The 18704-nt window shown below is 72.0% G+C and carries 13 protein-coding genes; 10 read left to right on the top strand and 3 right to left on the bottom strand.

Features of this window, described 5'->3' with window-relative positions; genetic code table 11:
* Positions 1–15 precede the first annotated feature (15 nt).
* Positions 16–780: an alpha/beta hydrolase gene (locus AB0D48_RS33985; protein WP_362406003.1), complete on the bottom strand. Its 765-nt coding sequence runs from the start codon at positions 778–780 to the stop codon at positions 16–18.
* Between the two features lie 327 nt (positions 781–1107).
* On the opposite strand from AB0D48_RS33985, the gene AB0D48_RS33980 reads away from it, so the two are divergent.
* Positions 1108–1614, top strand: a complete 507-nt coding sequence (locus tag AB0D48_RS33980; RefSeq protein ID WP_362406000.1) for an NlpC/P60 family protein — start codon at positions 1108–1110, stop codon at positions 1612–1614.
* Between the two features lie 102 nt (positions 1615–1716).
* On the opposite strand, the gene AB0D48_RS33975 is transcribed toward AB0D48_RS33980, so the two are convergent.
* Positions 1717–1953: a chaplin gene (locus tag AB0D48_RS33975; RefSeq protein ID WP_362405997.1), complete on the bottom strand. Its 237-nt coding sequence runs from the start codon at positions 1951–1953 to the stop codon at positions 1717–1719.
* Between the two features lie 342 nt (positions 1954–2295).
* Here AB0D48_RS33975 and AB0D48_RS33970 point away from each other — a divergent pair, with 342 nt between their 5' ends.
* From AB0D48_RS33970 to AB0D48_RS33930, 9 genes are all read left to right on the top strand, one after another.
* Positions 2296–3138 (top strand): hypothetical protein, encoded by an 843-nt coding sequence (locus AB0D48_RS33970; RefSeq protein ID WP_362405994.1) that lies wholly within the window; start codon positions 2296–2298, stop codon positions 3136–3138.
* Between the two features lie 8 nt (positions 3139–3146).
* Complete coding sequence (locus AB0D48_RS33965) at positions 3147–4214, top strand: hypothetical protein (protein ID WP_362405991.1); 1068 nt, start codon at positions 3147–3149, stop codon at positions 4212–4214.
* A complete protein-coding gene (locus AB0D48_RS33960; RefSeq protein ID WP_362405988.1) occupies positions 4211–8179 on the top strand; it encodes a CHAT domain-containing protein in 3969 nt (1322 codons plus the stop codon). Before AB0D48_RS33965 ends, AB0D48_RS33960 begins: the two co-directional genes overlap by 4 nt.
* Positions 8180–8318: 139 nt before the next feature.
* A complete protein-coding gene (locus tag AB0D48_RS33955) occupies positions 8319–9599 on the top strand; it encodes a ClC family H(+)/Cl(-) exchange transporter (protein WP_362405985.1) in 1281 nt (426 codons plus the stop codon).
* Between the two features lie 169 nt (positions 9600–9768).
* Positions 9769–11253 carry an aldehyde dehydrogenase family protein gene (locus tag AB0D48_RS33950; RefSeq protein ID WP_362405982.1) on the top strand — a complete coding sequence of 495 codons (1485 nt, stop codon included), beginning with the start codon at positions 9769–9771 and terminating at the stop codon, positions 11251–11253.
* A 16-nt stretch (positions 11254–11269) separates the two neighbouring features.
* Positions 11270–12835, top strand: coding sequence for a GMC oxidoreductase (locus AB0D48_RS33945; RefSeq protein ID WP_362405979.1), 1566 nt, complete (start codon positions 11270–11272; stop codon positions 12833–12835).
* 83 nt (positions 12836–12918) lie between these two features.
* A complete protein-coding gene (locus AB0D48_RS33940) occupies positions 12919–13944 on the top strand; it encodes a glycine betaine/L-proline ABC transporter ATP-binding protein (protein ID WP_362406048.1) in 1026 nt (341 codons plus the stop codon).
* 40 nt (positions 13945–13984) lie between these two features.
* Complete coding sequence (locus AB0D48_RS33935; RefSeq protein ID WP_362405976.1) at positions 13985–16048, top strand: ABC transporter permease subunit; 2064 nt, start codon at positions 13985–13987, stop codon at positions 16046–16048.
* A 118-nt stretch (positions 16049–16166) separates the two neighbouring features.
* Entirely contained in the window at positions 16167–17048 is an 882-nt protein-coding gene (locus AB0D48_RS33930) for an ABC transporter substrate-binding protein (RefSeq protein WP_362406045.1), read from the top strand.
* Positions 17049–17132: 84 nt separating this feature from the next.
* Here AB0D48_RS33930 and AB0D48_RS33925 read toward each other — a convergent pair whose 3' ends face one another.
* On the bottom strand, positions 17133–18347 hold the full coding sequence (locus tag AB0D48_RS33925) for a S8 family serine peptidase (RefSeq protein WP_362405973.1): 1215 nt from the start codon (positions 18345–18347) through the stop codon (positions 17133–17135).
* Between the last annotated feature and the right edge of the window lie 357 nt (positions 18348–18704).

Below are 18704 nucleotides of genomic sequence, written 5' to 3'. Positions count from 1 at the left end.
GTGGTCAGGAGCGCCTCAGCGGCCGAGGAACCGCTCCACCAGCGCGGCGAGGGCCTCGGGGGTCTCCTCCGGCGCGTAGTGGCCGGCGTCCGGGAGCACCTCCAGCTCGGCGTTGGGGTACCACTTCAGCCAGGTGTCCTGCATGGCTTCGGGCCCCAGCGCCCGGTCGTTCGCGCCGGCGACGAGGAGTACGGGGACGGGGTTGCCCTCCACCCGTTCGTGGAAGTCGGCACGGGACCAGGAGTCCAGGTACGCGCGGAAGGGCGTCGCCGCCGAGTTCCCCACCGATCGTCCCACCATGCCGTCCAGCCAGGCGTCGTCATGCTTTCCGCCGGTGGTGTGGTCGATGATCGCCCTGCGGTTGCCGGGGTCCTTCGCCGCACCGGCGAACAGCTCCCACATCTCCCCTTCGAGCGGGAAGCCGGACGCGGGCACGGGCGAGATGCCGATGATCGAGCGGACGCGCGCCGGGGCGTCCAGCAGCATCAGCTGGGCCGCCTTGGCGCCCATGGAGTGGCCGATGACGGAGAAGGTCTCCCAGCCCAGGTGGTCGGCCACGGCGAGGGCGTCCTCGGCGACCTCCTCCATGGTGAAGGTGCCCTCGATGTCGATGGCCTCCCCGTATCCACGGCAGTCCAGGAAGGCGTAGCCGAACGCGTCGCCGTCCAGGTACTCGCGCATCGGATCGAAGCTCGACCGGTCGCCGAACCAGTTGTGGAGCACGAGGGCGCGACGGGAGCCGATGCCCAGTACCTCGTGCGGAATTACCTGTCCAGTCACAACGTCCCCTGCTCATGAGGTGGTCGCCCGGTCCGGGTGCCGGAGGTCGCAGGTAATCGAGTCTGGCGACTCCCGGTAGCCCCGGTCAACAGCACCACGCGAACTACCCGGCTGTCCTGTCGAGTCGGACACTTCCGCCGGATATGTTTTCCATAATTTCGCGGATCTGTTGCAAAATCGATACAACCCAACCCATGTCTAAAGTGAATCGAGGGCCGCATCGGAGAAAACTGGTCGGCCGTTGCCCGTCAGGAACTACGTCACCGAAAGCAGGACTTCGACGTATTCGACCGACCGTTATCTGCAACCGAACGCGGAGGTATCGCGATGTCCGTCTCAAAGACCGACTCCCGTAAGGCCGGACAGGCTCAGCACCCTGTTCGCCGCGCCGCCAGATCCCGTCTCCCCCGCGCCTTGCTGTTCCTATTCCTCCTGACCGTCGGCACGTCGACCGGCCCCGTGTCACCCGTTTACGCGGCTGCGCCGTACGGCGTCAGGGCATTGGCCGTGGCCGCGTCGAAGGAGGGCGCGCCCTATGCCCGCGGCGCCACGGGACCCAAACGGTTCGACTGTTCGGGCCTGACGCTCTATTCCTTCCGGAAAGCGGGAAGACGGCTGCCCCGTACCGCGGATCAGCAGTACGAGAACACCTCGCACATTTCCCGTCGGAACCGCACGCCCGGCGATCTCGTGTTCTTCCCCAGAGGCTCGACCATGGAACACGTGGGCATCTACGCCGGCAATGACAAGATCTGGCACGCCCCCCGCCCGGGCACCCGCGTACGACTGGAACGGATCTGGAGCCGGAACGTCCGTTACGGCCGCGCTTCTTGATCCCCTGGACGGAAGAAGTGGACGCGGCCCGCGCCGCGTCCACGAACGACCGCGTCCCGCCCCGGCTGACCGCCAGGACGGGACGAGTGGGGTTCAGGAACCTCAGGTGTTGACGCAGACGTTGCCGGCGGCCGGGTTCAGCGCACCGATCACGTTCACGGTGTTACCGCAGACGTTGATCGGGATGTGAATCGGGATCTGGATCAGGTTGCCCGACAGGACGCCGGGCGAGCCCGCCGCGAGCCCGTGAGCCTCGGCGTCCGCCGAGGCCGAGGACGCACCGCCGAGGACCGCCAGACCGACCGCCAGGGCAAGGCCCGCACTCTTCCACACACGCATCACGTGTACATCTCCTCGCAACTGCCAGCGGCACCGCGGTGCCGCACAGCCCCGGCTGGGGCCGACACAATGTCTTCGGCAGCCGAGTGCCTCACCGACTGGTTCCGGCCCTCCCTTTCCCTCGAAGGAGTGCTGTTCCCGCCTCTGATCGGCCGTACCGGGCCCTGCTCCGCCCAGGTCCCGTACGTTCGCCCGGCCGTCCGCGCCCACACTCCCCGCCCCGGTGGGGCGGACGTTCCGTCACGTATCCCGGACAAGGCCACCGCGTCCGCCCTAGCCTGATGGCCGAGTCCCAACTCCCGTCTTTTCAGGGAGTATCCGGCGCGAGAGGCCAGGCCAGACATGAGCTCCATCCCCGACCGGTACACGCGAGAACTGCACGAGAAGTACAAGTACCTCGCCTGCTGGCTCCCCTCCACCCCCCTCGCGCTGGGCGATGTCGGCCTCATCTCGCAGCACCGGTTCAGGAAGGTCACCAGCCTCGACGAGCTGGGCATTCCGTTCACCAAGGACGCCGAGAGCAAGACCGTCGATCTCGACTACTCCTCCGCGGACTGTGTCGCGTTGACGGCCGACACCCGCCTGGACGACCCCACTGCCGATGTCATGACCAATCTGTCCATCACGTTCGACCGGGGCGGAGCCACGCTCTTCCAGGCATCGGGCTGCGTACAGGAGACCGTGGGGAACCTGCTCGCACTCCAGGACGCGCTGCGCGAGCGGTACGCGGACAAGACCTGGCGCAGCGAGTACGTCGTGGTGACCGAGGTCGTGCGCACCGGCCCCACCGCGATCCTGGTCTCCGAGCAGCACGGCGCCCAGATGAACCTCCGGGTCCGCGCGGGCGGCCTGGGCGGCCCGCTGGCGGTCGCCGGCGCCCTCGGGAAGTACACGGTCACCGCCAAGTCCGGGATCGCGGCCAGCGTGCTCGCCCCGGACGGCGCCACCCCGCTGTTCCAGGCCGTGCAGTTGCGCAGAAGGCTGGTGGGACCGCCGCGGCTGGTCTTCCGTGCCGACGAGGATGAGGACGGGGACGACGAGTACGAGGACGAGTACGCATACGAGGGCGCGGGCGCGGCCGGAGCGGGCCTCCGCGGGGGTCCCGACGGGCCGGCGGACCTGGAGCTCGCCCCCGTCACCTGGACCGATTGCGTCCCCGCGCAGTCCGGCCCGCTCGAAGGCTGAGCCGCCCGATGCCCACGGACCCGGGCGCCGGTTCACCCCCCGGCCGCCGGACACCCGCCCTGCGCAGGTGCGTCGAGGTCGCGCAGGGACTGGCCGACGGCGAGGGGAGCCCGGTCGGACCGCTGCACCTGCTGCTGGCGGCGATGTGCGCGGGCGATCCCTCCTCACGGTCGCGGCTCGTGACGAAGTCCCTGGCCGCACACCACTTCCTGACCTCGGAGGCGACCGGGGCGGTCGCCGACGCGGAAGCCGGCCTGGGCGGCCGGGCCCGGGAGGTACCGTTCTCCCCCGCCGCGACGGCCGCGCTCGGCAGGCTGGCGTACTGGACGCGGCGGACCGGGGACGGTTCCGCCGACACCGCCCACCTCCTGCTGGTCTGTCTGGAGGCCCGCGCCGAGGACGAGGACGTACGCCGGTTCGCCCGCGGGACGGGGCTGTCCGAACGGGCCGTGATGCGCAGCGCCATGACCGAACGCCACCGCGTCTGTGCCCAGGACCGACAGCCCTCCGACCGGGGGCCGATCCTGTCGCACGGCCGCCCGGACCGCCCCGCGGCGTACTCGTTCGAGACCCGGGCGCGGCGGCCGTCCGGGCGCACGGTACGGAGCATCGGCATGCGCTCCGAGAACAGCAGTGTCTCGCACATGGGTTCGCGGGTGCAGTCCCATCTCATCCGTCTGCACATCTGGGTGCGGATCTGGGCCCAGTTGGTGATCCTGTGCGCGCTGGCGGCAACGGCCTGGGCCGCGCTCACGGTGACCGCCTGGTCCGCGCTCTGGCTCGTGAGCCAGCTCGCGCGACGGCAGAACCTCTCGCCGGCTGCCCGGCTGGCCGTGGACCTGGTCCTCCTCGTCGCCTCGGCGGTTCTCGGCATCCCCTGGTGGCTGGTTCTCCTCGCCCTGGTGAGCCGGGTGTTCGACCTGATCGACGGCCGGCTCCTGCTGCTCCAGGTCCAGAGCGATACCGCTGACCCGGAGCTGACCGAACGGGACCTGAGGGCCGACCGCCGGGAGGACCGCCGGGCGGCCGCCTTCTACCGGGTCCTCAAGCTGACGGGGAGGCTGGCTCCAAAGTGAACGTCTCGGTTTTCGATCCGTTCGGCCCGGCCGCTGAGCACGGGCTCCACGACTGGCTCGCACAACGCAACCTCCTCGACCACGACGAAGCGGTGATCGACGACGCGATCCCCCTGTCCGGCCTGTTCTCGACGGAGTTCAGTCCCTGGACCCGGCTCGGGCTGCTCCCCCGCTTCGCCGTGTCCTGGCGCCTGGCCCGGTCCGGCCGCTCGGGAAGGACCCGCATCGGGCTGTACGAGAGCGATCTGTTCGCCACGCTCGAACGCACCCTGTGGTGGAAGGTCCTCGCGGCCCGCTCGGCCGTCGTGGCGCTGACGGTGACGGCGTGCCTGATGCTGTCCGCTCCCGGGTGGTCGGCCGTCTGTTTCCCGGTGACGGCATGGGCCCTGACGGGCTGGCGCAGGTCCCTGGCCGGCGCCTCGCTCGTCGCCGTCCTCTCGTGGGCCGCCTGGGCCGACCCGTCCCTGCTGATCGCCGCCCTGCCCGCCGCCGCGGTCGTCGCCCTCGTGCGGCTGGCTCTGTCGATGCTGCGGCTGGGGATCATGTCCCAGGCGCCCGCCGACAGCCCCGTACGGTTTCTGGGCCGGTGGTTCCTGCTGCGCGCCATGGGGGACGGTACGGCGGCCCGGGTGCTCCTCGCCGTGGACAAGGCAACCCATGACGACCGGGCGCGGACCGAGTGCTTCCTCGGGGACGAAGCCGCTTACGGGACGCTGCCGGCCCGGTTCCGACCGGTTCTCGTGCAGTGCCGGGCCCTGGCAGCCGTCGCCCGCCTCGAATTCCAGTCGGCGATGGTGCTGTCGGAGGAAGCCCGCGCCCTCGCTGTGGCCGCACCGCCCGGGATCCGCGGCTGGTGCGCGCTGCAGGCCGGAGACGTGCTGCTCGCCGCGGGTCAGCCTGCGGCCGCCGAGGCGCGCTGGCGGGAGGCCGTCCACCTGCTCACACCGGTCCGCCGGGCCCGCTACTGGGCCGCCGAAGCCGAGCTGCGCATGAGCGAGGCCCTGACCGCGGACCCGCAGGACTCCGCCCGGTGCGTCGAAGGCCTGCGGTTGCTGTGCCGGACCCGCCGTGCCGCCATGCGCGCCGGAAACCTGGCCGTGTTGGCCCGAACGGAGCTGCTGGTCCTGCGTCTGATGCACGCGGCGGGCAACGCGGTCGGCGTGGTGGAACAGCTGATGGGCCAGTACGAACAGAAGGAGGGGAGGGCCGATCTGGGGGTTTCCGTCGGGGACCACGCCGCAGAGGTGCTGCTGCTGGCCACGCTCTACCTGGACGTCATCGAGAATCCCGCGGACTACCCCGGAACCGACCGCGTCGACGAGGAGGGACGTCACGAGCGCTACGTCTACGCCGCCGGGCTCATGGACAACGTGCTGCGCCACCTGAGCCGCTCGCGGATGCCGCTGCTGGAGGCGCAGGCCTACGCCGTGCTCGCGCGCATCCAGAGAGCCGTCGGGATGCACGAGGAAGCGCTGGGCAACGCGCTGGAGAGCCTGGGCGCCGTCCAGCGCGTCCGCTACCAGCTGCCCACCACCCAGTGGCGGGCCCGCTGGGTCGCCTCCCACGCCTCCACTTACGCCCTCGCGCTGGACCTCGCGACAGCCGATCCGGCCCTGGTCGGCGAGCTGCTGGAGATCATCCGCGCACAGTCCGTGCCCGTCGAGTCGGACGAACCGGGTGGCCGGCTGCGCGCGACGCTCGACGCGCTGGTCTCGAGTACCGGCCTGCCGCCCGGCCCCGGCCCCGGCGGGGCGGACGGGAAGGCCGCGTCGTCGCAGCCGCAGTCCTCCGACCCGTTGCTGACCGACCGGACCATCCTGGTGCGGCACGCCTCGTGGGTCGGCGGCGAGGAACCGGCCGCCGTCGATCTCGACGGCGAGCTCGCCACGATGTTTCCGGGCGGGTGGTACTGGAGTTGTGCGCGGGTCGGAGAGTTTGTCTACCACGCGGTGCGCACCCCGTCGGGCGACTGGCACGCGCAACGCACTCCGCACGCGGAATTCGCCGGACCCTACGAGGACTTGGTCATGCACCTGCCGGTCAGGCTGCCCGGAGCGCCCTCGCAGGCGAAGCGGCTGCCGGGCAGCGCCCTGATGCTCGCCGGCGCCGATGACCTGGTGGCGGGAGGGTCCCTGACCGCCGGCCAGGTGTGGTCGCGGATCTTCGACGGGCTCGGCGCCGCGATGCTCCCCGAGGTGCTGCGCGAAGCCCTGCGTACGGCCTCGGCGCCGGTCCCACTGGTTTTGGCCCCCACCGGCGCGCTGGCCCTCGTACCGGTCGGCGCGCTGACGCTCACGCCGCAGCGGCAGGTCCTGGACGCGGCGCAGCTGTCCTACCTGCCGTCGATCGCCCTGTTGTCCCAGCGGCGGCGGATCACCGTGCGGGACGCGGCGGTCGCGCGTCCCCCGAGGGACGGCACAGTGGCCCTGCCGCGGGGCGCAACGCCCGCCGCTCTCGCCGTCCTGGGACCCGACCTGCCCCCGCACCACCCCGCCCAGACGCTGCGGTACGCCGTGGCCACCGTGCCCGAGGACAGCGAGGTGGTCGCCGGTCCCCTGAGCAAGGCCGGATTCGCCTCCCTCATCGCCAGGGAGGGCATGGACGAGACCGTCCTCTACCTCGCCGGGCACGTGGCCGGCCCGACGCGGTCCGATCCCGGTGGCTCCGGTTTCAAGTTCAGCGACGGCCCCTTGGGGCTGCACGACCTGTACCGGACCGATGAGGGCGGGGTGCCCGTCTACCGGATGCCCGGTCGGGTGCTGCTCGCCGCCTGTGCGAGCCTCGGTGTGTACGGGCAGCCGGACAGCGGGTACGCCCCGTCCCTCCTGGACGTGCCCGAGTGGCTCGGGCTGGGCGCCGCGGTCGTCCACGGCGGCGCCCGGCACGTGTACTGCACGCTGTTCAAGCTCCTGGACTCCCCGACCGCGCAGCGGATCGATCTCCGCCTCGTCGAGGCCCTGCGCCACCACGCCGAACCGGCGGCGGCGCTGCGCGCCGTGCAGCGTGCGGAGCTGCAGCGGTGGCGCGACGGGCGCGGCTCGCTCCCGCTGGCGTTCCTCGCCTATGCGTACGTGGGACTGGGCGAGGGGCCGGGCAGGGAACCGCCGGCCGCTCCTGGGGCCCGTACGGATGCCCGGCGGCGGGGGCCGTCCGAGGAGCCGAGGAAGCCGGCGCGGCCCTCGCTGCCCGCCCGGTCCACCGCGCCGAGCGGTCCGGCCGTCCCGCCCCGGCCGCCGTCCCGCGTCGTGCACGAGCCGTTCATGATGATGGCCCGGCACGGCCTGGACGAGGAGGAGTTGGCCGATGTCCGCCACACGCGCTTCCATCCGGACGGACGGATCCGGTTCACGTCGTTCGACGGTGAGGTGCACGGTCCGATACCGGTCCGCGGAGCGTGGTGGACGAAGCAGACCCTCGACTTCGCGGCCTTGCGTTCGGCCTCGGAGACCGAGTGGCGGATCTTCGGCCTGAAGCTGTACGTGACCGATGCGCGGCTGGTGCTGGTGGCCGACGCACCGGATGCCGACGGCCGCCGGCTCGCGGGGCACATCCGCTATCCGTGGGCCAACTCGGTCGGATTCCGGCCCAAGCAGAGTTTCCTCAACGAGTGCGAGGTGGTGGTGGAGATCCAGCAGGACGGCGAGGACGGGAACGACATCTGCTACCGGCTCACCCTGCAGTTCGAGCGGGACACGGACAGCGGGGAGCTGGCCCGCCACCTGGTCCGCCGGCTGGCCGCGCACCACCTCGACCGCGGGATGCTCCCCGATTCCGTACGCCCGCAGTTCGAGGCCCTGCGCGACGCCCCGCCGTTGCCGCCCCCGAGGAAGGGCGAGCATGCGAGGTACTGGCCCGCGGCCTTCAAGCGCTATCCGTACGGCGCCGAGTACCTGCTCGGACGCCCGGTCGAGGACACCTGGCTCGGTCCCGGCCTGAGCCCGCCCCCGGAAGGGGAGACGAGATGACCCGGGGTCTGGCGGACCACGCGTCCCGTTGGCCCAGTCGGGGCCGGTTTCGGCGCGGCTGCGGCAACGTCCGAAACGGCCCGTCGGCGGCGGGTGAGGCTCTGACGGACGCGAACCACGGCTCGGCGGAGGTCTGTGCATGCCCGGTGCTCCCCGCGGCGGGCCGGCCGTCTACGTCGTCGCGGCGGTCGCGGGCTGCCTCGTCGGGCTGGTCGGCGCGAGCTTCCGCTGGTGCCTCGTACGGGCCCAGGAGCTGCACGGCTCACTGCTCAGCGCGTCGGAGCGCCTCGCTGGGCCCGGCTGGCTGATCCCGGTCCTCACCACGGCAGCCGGCGCCGCCGCCGCGTGCGCGGTGACCCGGCGGGTCCCCCTGGCCGCCGGCAGCGGGATCCAGGACGTCGAGGCCGTGTGGCGCGGCGAGCGGGAGCCGCAGCCCGTGTGGCTCCTGCCGGCCAAGTTCGCGGGCGGCCTGATCGCCATGGGCTCGGGCCTGGTGCTCGGCCGGGAAGGCCCGACGGTGCACATGGGTGCGGCGATCGGGGCGGAGGCGGGGCGGCGCACGCGGATGAGCGCGCCGGACATCACGCTGCTGCACACCTCGCTCGCCGGCGCCGGTCTCGCGGTGGCCTTCACGGCGCCGCTCGGCGGCGTGCTGTTCGTCTGCGAGGAGGTGACGAAGGTGGTCAGGGCGCGCCTGGTCCTCCTCACCCTCATCGGCACCGCCACGGCCGTCGGCTGCTCGCAGCTCCTGCTGGGCGACCGCCCCATCTTCCAGGTCCCGGCTCACCTGGCCGGCCCGCCCGTTGCGCTGCTGCCCGCCTTCCTCCTGTTCGGCGCGGCCACGGGAGTCCTCGGCGCGGCCTACAACCGGCTGGTCGTCGGATTCCTGGACCTCTCCGATCGCGTCACCCGGGTCGGACCGGTGGCCCGGGCGGCCCTGATCGGGGCCGTCGTGGGACTCCTGACCGGCATCGACCCGCTGCTGGGCAGCGGCGGGGACGAGCTGAGCGGGCGCCTGCTGGGCGGCGACCTGCCCGTGGGCACCGTACTCGCGGGGTATCTCGTGGTGCGGTTCCTGGCCGGGCCGCTCAGCTACGCGGCCGGTACCCCGGGCGGGCTGTTCGCTCCCCTGCTGGCGCTGGGAGCCCTGTGGGGGGCGCTCGTGCACGGCCTCGCGCTGCCCCTCCTCCCGGGCGGCGGCTCCGGTGCCGTGCCCTTCGCGATCGTCGGCATGGCCGCGTTGTTCTCCGCGGCCGTCCGCGCGCCCGTGACGGGCGTCACGCTCGTCGTCGAGATGACGGGGAGCACCTCGCTGGTCGTTCCGCTGTTCGCGGCCTGCTTCGCCGCGACGCTGACCGCCGACCGGATGGGGAGCATGCCGATCTACGACAGCCTCCGGCTGCGCATGGCGAAATCCTGAGGCCAGCACCAGGGACCAGCCCACAGCCCACGAGTCCCGCGGGGCCCGCGTGACTCCGGTCACTTCAAGTGGCTGATGGGACATGACTTCCGGAGCGGGGGGCATGCGCGGTGATTGCCAGAGCGCCGCGGAATTCGCCGCGGTGGCGAAACCGGAGGTACAGCGCGTCGTGTCGGAGCAAAAGACCATCTACACAGCCGGGACATGGCGGTCCGCGGCCTCGGGGGCCACCAGGGAGATCCTGGATCCCGTGGACGCCACCGTCCTCGCCGTGGTTGCCGAGGGCGCCGCCGCCGACACGGACGCGGCGGTGAGCGCCGCACGGGCCGCGTTCGACGACGGGCAGTGGCCGGGCACCCCGGTCGCCGAGCGTGCGGCACTGCTGCGCCGCACGGCCGACCTGCTCCAGCGCGACCGCGAGCGCATCGGCCTGCTGGAAAGCCGTGACGCGGGCAAGACGCTCGAAGAGGGCCGCGTGGACGTCGACTGCGTCAGCGACGCCTTCCGCTACTTCGCCGGCCTCGTCACCGAGGAGAGCGCGGGCCGGGTCGTGGACGCCGGCTCCCCTGACATCCACAGCGTCGTCGTGCACGAGCCGGTCGGGGTGTGCGCCCTGATCACCCCGTGGAACTACCCGCTGCTCCAGGCCAGCTGGAAGATCGCACCGGCCCTCGCGGCGGGCAACACCTTCGTGATCAAGCCGAGCGAGATCACCCCGCTGACCACGGTGGCTCTCATCGAGCTGCTGGCGGAGGCGGGCCTGCCCGCCGGGGTCGCCAATCTGGTCACCGGGGCGGGCGATCCGGTCGGGGCCCGCCTCGCCGCCCATCCCGACGTCGACCTGGTCTCCTTCACCGGCGGACTGGCAAGCGGTACGAAGGTCATGCGCGCGGCCGCCGACACGGTCAAGAAGGTCGCCCTCGAACTCGGCGGCAAGAACCCCAACGTCGTCTTCGCCGACGCGTGCGCGACCGCGGACGGTTTCGACACCGCCGTGGACCAGGCCCTCAACGCCGCCTTCATGCACAGCGGCCAGGTCTGCTCGGCCGGCTCCCGCCTGATCGTCGAAGAGTCCGTGCGCGAACGCTTCGTCGCCGAACTCGCCCGCCGCGCCGAGAAGATCCGCATCGGCCGCGGCACCGACCCGGGTGTCGAATGCGGTCCGCTGGTCTCCGCCGCCCAGCTGGCGCGGACCGAGTCCTACGTCGCCTCCGCGCTCTCCGAGGGCGCCGTACTGCGCGCCGGGGGAGAACGGCCCGCAGGCGCCGGCTACTTCTACCGGCCCACCGTCCTCGACCGCTGCCACCGCGGTATGCGCGTGGTGCGCGAGGAGGTCTTCGGACCGGTCCTGACCGTCGAGACCTTCCGCACCGAGGAGGAGGCCGTCGCACTCGCCAACGACACCGAGTACGGCCTCGCCGGCGCCGTCTGGACGGCGGACGGGGACCGCGCCCGCCGGGTGGCGGGCCGGCTCCGCCACGGCACCGTCTGGATCAACGACTTCCACCCGTACCTGCCGCAGGCCGAGTGGGGCGGCTTCGGGAAGTCCGGCATCGGACGGGAGCTCGGCCCGTCGGGCCTGGCCGAGTACCGGGAGACCAAGCACGTGTACGAGAACCTCGCACCGCGCCCCGTGCGCTGGTTCGCGGGCTGACGGGGGCAGGAGAGACATGACCACGGCCATCAAGCACCACCGGAACCAGAAACAGATCCACGAGCGGGAATTCGACTACGTCGTCGTCGGCGGTGGCACCGCCGGCTCGGTGATCGCTTCCCGACTGACCGAGGACCCCGACGTCACCGTCGCCGTCATCGAGGGCGGACCCAGCGACGTCGACCGCCCCGACGTGCTCACCCTGCGCCGCTGGCTGGGCCTGCTCGGCGGCGAGCTCGACTACGACTACCCCACCACCGAGCAGCCGCGCGGCAACTCGCACATCCGGCACAGCCGGGCCCGTGTCCTGGGCGGCTGCTCCTCGCACAACACCCTCATCTCCTTCAAGCCGCTCCCCTCCGACTGGGACGAGTGGTCTCAGGCGGGCGCCGAGGGCTGGCACGCCGCCGCCATGGACCCGTACTTCGACCGGCTCCTCAACAACATCGTGCCGGTCGACGAGGCGGACCGTAACGCCATCGCCCGCGACTTCGTGGACGCGGCGCAGGGCGCGCTGGGGGTGCCCCTCGTCGAGGGCTTCAACCGGAAGCCGTTCCACGAGGGCGTCGGATTCTTCGACCTCGCCTACCACCCCGAGGACAACAAGCGGTCGTCGGCCTCGGTCGCGTACCTCCATCCGGTCATGGACGACCGGCCCAACCTGACGATCCTGCTGGAGACCTGGGCGTACCGCCTGGAGCTGGACGGCACCAGGGCGCGCGGCGTCCACGTCCGTGCCGCGGACGGCACGCAGTCGCTGATCACCGCCCGCCGAGAGGTGGTGGTGTGCGCGGGCGCCGTGGACACCCCGCGCCTGCTGCTGCACTCCGGCATAGGCCCCCGGGAGGACCTGGAGGCCCTCGGCATACCCCCGGTGCACGATCTGCCCGGTGTCGGCGAGAACCTCCTCGACCACCCGGAGTCCGTGATCGTCTGGGAGACGGACGGCCCGATCCCCGAGAACTCGGCGATGGACAGCGACGCGGGACTGTTCGTCCGGCGCGACCCGGACTCGCCCGGGCCCGACCTGATGTTCCACTTCTACCAGATCCCGTTCACCGACAACCCGGAGCGGATCGGCTACGAACGCCCCGCGCACGGCGTCTCGTTGACCCCCAACATCCCCAAGCCGCGCAGCCGCGGCCGCCTCTACCTCACCAGCGCCGACCCCGAGGTCAAACCCGCCCTCGACTTCCGTTACTTCACGGACGAGGACGACTACGACGGCCGGACGCTGGTGGACGGCATCAAGCTGGCCCGCGAGATCGCCGCGACGGAGCCGCTGGCCGGATGGCTGAAGCGCGAGGTGTGCCCGGGCCCGGAGATCACCGACGACGAGGCACTGAGCGCGTACGCCCGCTCGGTGGCGCACACCGTCTACCACCCGGCCGGCACCTGCAAGATGGGCGCCGCCGACGACGAAAGGGCTGTTGTGGGACCGGACTTGAAGGTGCGGGGCCTCGACGGCATCCGCATCGCGGATGCCTCCGTCTTCCCGACGATGCCCGCGGTCAACCCGATGATCGGAGTGCTCATGGTCGGCGAGAAGGCCGCCGAGTTGCTGGGAGGTGAGGTCCGGTGACCGCGGTCCATACCGGCCCCGCCGCCCCGGGTGCGGGCGGCGGCTCCGACGCCGACGGCACTCCCGTCTTCTCCGTCCAGGGCCTGTGGAAGGTCTTCGGCCCGGCTCGCAAGGCCGCCCGCGTGCCGGACTCCGAGCACGCCGCGCTGCCCGCCGCCGAACTGCGCGAGCGGACCGGCTGCACCGCCGCCGTCCGCGACGTCTCCTTCGACGTGCGCAAGGGGGAGGTCTTCGTCGTCATGGGCCTGTCCGGCTCGGGCAAGTCCACGCTGGTGCGCTGCCTGACCCGGCTGATCGAGCCCACGGCCGGATCGCTCGCCATCGACGGCGAGGACGTCCTCGCCATGGACCCGGCCCGGCTGCGAGACCTGCGCCGCCACCGCGCCGCCATGGTCTTCCAGCACTTCGGCCTGCTGCCGCACCGCACCGTCCTCGACAACGTGGCCTACGGTCTGGAGATCCAGGGCATGAGCCGGCCCGACCGGCGCGCCAAGGCGGCCGAGATGATCACCAAGGTCGGCCTCGAAGGCCTCGGCGACCGCCGGCCCGGCCAGCTGTCCGGCGGTCAGCAGCAGCGGGTCGGCCTCGCGCGCGCCCTGGCGGCCGACCCGGAAGTGCTGCTGTTCGACGAGCCGTTCAGCGCGCTCGATCCGCTGATCCGCCGCGAGATGCAGGACGAGGTGGCCCGGCTCCACCACGAGGAGGGCCGCACGATGGTCTTCATCACCCACGACCTGTCCGAGGCGCTGCGCCTGGGCGACCGGATCGCGCTGATGCGCGACGGCCGGATCGTGCAGCTCGGCACCCCCGAGGAGATCGTGGGCTCGCCCGCCGACGACTACGTACGGGACTTCGTCCGCGACGTGCCGCGCGAGCAGGTGCTCACCGTACGCAGCGCGATGCGCCCCGCGACGGCCGACGAGGCCGGCCAGGGCCCCGCCCTCACCCCCGCCACCACTGTGGTGGACGCCATCGAGGCCGTCGCCCGCAACGGCGGTCCGGCGCGGATCGTCGACGACGGCCGGTGCCTGGGCGTCGTCGACGACGCGGGGCTGCTCGCGGTGGTGGCCGGCCTGCCGGCCGGGACCGGGCGGGGGGTGGCGGCATGACGCGCCGAGCCCACTGCGCCGGCACCGGGAGGCGGTGCGGATGACCGCGACCACCACACCCGTACGGGACCCCGGCGAGCAGGACCGGTCCAGACGACCGGTCCGCCCGGACGCGGGCGGACCGTCCGCCCGCCCGAGGTCCGTGGCCGCCGGGTCGCCCGGCAGCCGCCTGAAGGCCCTCCTGCTCCACAGCCTCGCCGGCCGCAAGGTCCTGCCCCTCGCCGTCGCCGCCGCGGTGCTGCTCCCGCTCGCGATGGCCTTCCCGGGCGCCGGCGGCTGGCCGGCCGCCCTCGCCGTCGACCTCTCCGGGCCGCTCGGACGGGCCGGGGACTGGATCATCGACAACCGGGACGGGCACCCGCTCTTCCTCTACTTCTTCGGGCACGTCAGCAACGCCGTGGTGGTGTCCGTCCGCGCGGTGTACGTCGTCCTGCTCGCCGCGGGCTGGATCGGCGTCACCGCCCTGGCGGGCCTCGTCGCCCTGCGGCTGGCGGGCGTCCGGCTCGCCGTCACCTGTGTGGCCGCCTTCGCCGCGTGCGGGCTGCTCGGCATGTGGGTGCCGACGATGCAGACCCTCGCCCTGATGCTCGTGGCCGTCGCCGTCTCCGTTGCGGTCGGCGCGCTCCTCGGCCTCGCCGCCGGGTTGTCGCCGCGGGCCGACCGCGCGCTGCGCCCGGTCCTCGACACCATGCAGGTGCTCCCCGCCTTCGCGTACCTCCTGCCGATGGTGCTGGTCTTCGGCATCGGGGTACCCGCCGCCGTGCTCGCCACGGTGGTGTACGCGGCCCCGCCGATGGCCCGTCTCACGGCGCTGGGCCTGCGCGAGGCCGACGCCGGGGTGCTGGAGGCCGCGGCCTCGCTCGGCGCGACCGGGCGCCAGCGCCTGCTCACCGCGCGGCTCCCGCTGGCCCGCCGCCAGCTCCTGCTCGGTGTCAACCAGACGGTCATGATGGCCCTGTCGATGGCCGTCATCGCCTCCGTGATCGGCGCGGGCGGCCTCGGCGACCGGGTCTACCAGGCCCTCGCCTCGGTCGACGTCGGCGCGGCGCTCGCCGCCGGCGTCCCCATCGTGCTGCTCGCCGTGGTCCTCGACCGGACCACCGAAGCGGCGGGCACCCGGCTGGGCGTCCCGCCGGCGCCGCTGGCGGAACAGCCCCTGCTGCGCAGGGTGTTCGCGGGCTGGTACGGCCGCCTGCTCACCGTCCTCGCGGCCGTCGCCGCGGCGGTCGCCGGCCGGATGGCGGGCACCTCCTTGTGGCCCGAGGCCTGGACCGTTCCGATCGCGGAGCCCGTCAACCGGGCGGTCGCCTGGATGACCGGCCACCTCTACTCCGGGGTACCCGTGGTCGGCGGCACCGCCGACTGGGCGGCCCGGTTCACCGGCTGGGTCCTCGACCCGCTGCGCTCCGGACTGCAGGCCGCGCCCTGGTGGCTGCTCCTGCTCCTGGTCGCCGCGCTGGGCCTGCTCGTCGGCACCTGGCGCACCGCGCTGACCGCCGTACTCGCACTGGCCGCCATCGGCGTCCTCGGTGTGTGGGAACCGTCCCTCGACACGCTCTCGCAGGTGCTGGCCGCCGTTGCCGTCACCCTCGTCCTCGGTTTCGCGATCGGCATCGGCGCCGCCCGCAGCGCCCGCGCCCAGCGGCTGCTGCGTCCGGTGCTCGACGTGTGCCAGACCATGCCCCAGTTCGTCTACCTCATCCCGGTGGTCGCCCTGTTCGGCGTGGGCCGCGCTCCGGCGGCGGCCGCCGCCGTCGTGTACGCGCTCCCCGCGGTGGTCCGCATCACCACCGAGGGGCTGCGCGAGGTGAACCCGGCGGCCATGGAGTCGGCCCGCTCGCTGGGTGCCACCGGGTCGCAGCAGCTTCGGCAGGTCCAACTGCCGCTGGCCCGGCACGCGTTGCTGCTGGCCGTCAACCAGGCGGTGGTGCTGGTACTCGCCGTCGTCATCATCGGCGGCCTGGTCGGCGGCGGCGCGCTCGGTTACGACGTCGTCCTCGGCCTCGCCCAGGGCGATCTGGCCACCGGCCTGGTCGCCGGCGCCGCGATCGTCTGCCTCGGCCTGATGCTCGACCGCGTCACCCAGCCCGCGAAGGAGGTCTGACATGCCGATCCGACACCACGAAACCGGCCGCCGGGGCCGACGGGTCGCCGCCGCGCTCCCCGCCGCACTCGCCGCCGGTACGGCCCTCGCCGTGCTCACCGGCTGCGGCGCGGCGGACATGACCCGGCAGACCTCCCCGTACGCCGCCGCGCAGGGCGCGAAGACCGTCACCCTGTCCGTCCAGTCCTGGGTCGGCGCCCAGGCGAACACCGCCGTCGCCGCCTATCTGCTCGAACACGAGCTGGGCTACCGCGTCGACACCGTCCAGGTGGACGAGGTCCCCGCCTGGGACGCGCTCAGCCAGGGCCGGGTCGACGCGATCCTGGAGGACTGGGGCCACCCGGAGCAGGAGAAGCGGTACGTCGAGGACAAGAAGACCACCACGCCGGGCGGCGACCTGGGCGTGACCGGCCACATCGGCTGGTACGTCCCGACGTACTTCGCCGAGGCCCATCCCGACGTGACGGACTGGAAGAACCTCGACAAGTACGCCGACCAGCTGCGCACCGCCGAGAGCCGCGGCAAGGGCCAGCTGATGGACGGCTCCCCGTCGTACGTCACGAACGACAAGGCACTGGTGAAGAACCTGGACCTGGACTTCGAGGTCGTCTTCGCCGGCTCCGAGGCCGCGCAGATCACCCAGATCAGGCAGTTCGCGAAGGAGCACAAGCCCTTCCTCACCTACTGGTACAAGCCGCAGTGGCTGTTCGAGCGGGTCCCGATGACGGAGGTGAAGCTGCCCGAGTACCAGGAGGGCTGCGACGCCGACCCGCAGAAGGTGGCCTGCGCCTATCCCCACACGCCGCTGCAGAAGTACCTGAACACGCGCTTCGCGGAGGCGGGCGGGAAGGCCGCCGCGTTCCTGAAGAAGTTCCACTGGACCGTGGAGGAGCAGAACGAGGTGGCCTTGATGATCGCCGAGGAGAAGCTGCCGCCGGAGCAGGCGGCGAAGAAGTGGGTGGAGCGCAACGAGCAGGTGTGGAAGCCGTGGGTGCGCTGAGGCGCTTCCCGCACTGACGCGCGCCGAGGCCGCCGCATCCCCCCTCGGGTGCGACGGCCTCGGTGCTTCGACGGGCGGGTCCGCCTACTGCTCGGACACCTTCAGCAGCTTGTTCGGTGTTCCGCTGCTCGGGTTGGTGATCTTCCCTGCGGTCGCCCCCGCGGTCAGGGCCTGGGCGACCTGTGCGGGCGTCGCGTCCTTGTGCCCGGCCAGGTAGAGCGCCGCCGCGCCGACCACGTGCGGGGTCGCCATGGAGGTGCCGGAGATGGTCTTCGTACCGGTGTCACTGTCGTTCCAGGCGGAGGTGATGTCCGTTCCCGGCGCGTAGATGTCCACGACCGAACCGAAGTTGGAGAACGAGGACTGGGAGTCGTCGGCCGCGCTGGAGGCCACCGTAACGGCCTCCGTGACCCGCGAGGGAGAACCCTGTCCGGCGTCGGAGGACTCGTTGCCCGCCGCGACGGCGAAGGTGACACCGGAGGCTATCGACCGGCGCACCGCCTCGTCGAGCGCCTCGTCGGCGCCGCCGCCGAGGCTCATGTTGGCCACCGAGGGTCCGGTGTGATGCTGCGTCACCCAGTCGATGCCCGCCACGACCTGCTCGGTGGTGCCCGAGCCGTTGTCGTCGAGCACCCGGACGGCGACGACCTTGGCCTTCTTCGCCACCCCGTGGGAGGTGCCCGCTATGGTCCCGGCGACGTGCGTCCCGTGCCCGTTGCCGTCGTCGGCGCTCTGGTCGTTGTCGACGGCGTCGAACCCGTGCTGGGCCCGGCCGCCGAAGTCCTTGTGGCTGATCCGTACGCCGGTGTCGATGACGTAGGCCGTGACGCCCTCGCCGCCCGCGTCGGGGTACGTGTACTTCTTGTCCCCCGCGGTCTCCTTCTGGTCGATGCGGTCGAGACCCCAGGACGGGGGGTTGTCCTGGGTGCTGTTGATGGAGAACTTCTTGTTCTGGACGACCTTGCCCACGGCCGGGTCGGCGGCGAGCCGCTTGGCGCCGGTCTCCGAAAGGCCGGACGCGGAGAAGCCGTTGACCGCGGACGTGTAGGTCCGCTTCAGCTCGCCGCCGTACTTCTTGGCGAGGGCCTGCTTGTCGGCGTTCTTGTCGAGGATGACGATGTAGCTGCCGCTGAGCGCTCCGGGTGCGCCCAGCCCGTACACCGTTCCCTCGGCCGGAGCACTCGCGCCGGCGAAGGGGGACAGCATCATGCAGACACCGGTTGCAGTGGCGACTCCCGTGGCCACTGCAAGAATCCGGAAGCCTCGCGAACCGGTGCGTGCGTGCTTGTGAGTTGACATGAAGAGAGTGCTCCTCGTGGTGACGTGTGGGGCGTCAAAGCGTGTTGCGTGACCCCGCCGGACCCGGAAGATCTCCGGGGGTCAGTTCGAAACCCTGACCGATTACCGGAGTTGATTCAAGGGCGCCCCGGGCGTCAGCGTTATTCAACAAGCTTTCTTAAAGAGACCTCCCCGCGGGCCCCGCAGAATGACCACACTCTTCGAACTACCCACACATGGCACACACTTGTCGATGCATTAGCGAACACGGCGTCATGGGCGTAGATCACCCGGCATCTGACACTCGCCGAGTAGGCTCCGTTCGTACTCCTCAGGGCTCGCAGCTTCACCGGCAGCTGCGATGAGCTCCTCGTACCG

It is taken from the genome of Streptomyces sp. NPDC048269 (genome assembly GCF_040652395.1).
Lineage (GTDB): Bacteria > Actinomycetota > Actinomycetes > Streptomycetales > Streptomycetaceae > Streptomyces.
This window is presented reverse-complemented; position numbering and strand designations above follow the sequence as displayed.

Bases quoted from the DNA above. Each gene is read 5' to 3' on its own strand.
- AB0D48_RS33930 (WP_362406045.1), top strand. From the start codon at position 16,167: ATGACCCGGCAGACCTCCCCGTACGCCGCCGCGCAGGGCGCGAAGACC.
- AB0D48_RS33965 (WP_362405991.1), top strand. From the start codon at position 3,147: ATGCCCACGGACCCGGGCGCCGGTTCACCCCCCGGCCGCCGGACACCC.
- AB0D48_RS33980 (WP_362406000.1), top strand. From the start codon at position 1,108: ATGTCCGTCTCAAAGACCGACTCCCGTAAGGCCGGACAGGCTCAGCAC.
- AB0D48_RS33975 (WP_362405997.1), bottom strand. From the start codon at position 1,953: ATGCGTGTGTGGAAGAGTGCGGGCCTTGCCCTGGCGGTCGGTCTGGCG.
- AB0D48_RS33935 (WP_362405976.1), top strand. From the start codon at position 13,985: ATGACCGCGACCACCACACCCGTACGGGACCCCGGCGAGCAGGACCGG.
- AB0D48_RS33945 (WP_362405979.1), top strand. From the start codon at position 11,270: ATGACCACGGCCATCAAGCACCACCGGAACCAGAAACAGATCCACGAG.
- AB0D48_RS33925 (WP_362405973.1), bottom strand. From the start codon at position 18,347: ATGTCAACTCACAAGCACGCACGCACCGGTTCGCGAGGCTTCCGGATT.
- AB0D48_RS33970 (WP_362405994.1), top strand. From the start codon at position 2,296: ATGAGCTCCATCCCCGACCGGTACACGCGAGAACTGCACGAGAAGTAC.
- AB0D48_RS33955 (WP_362405985.1), top strand. From the start codon at position 8,319: ATGCCCGGTGCTCCCCGCGGCGGGCCGGCCGTCTACGTCGTCGCGGCG.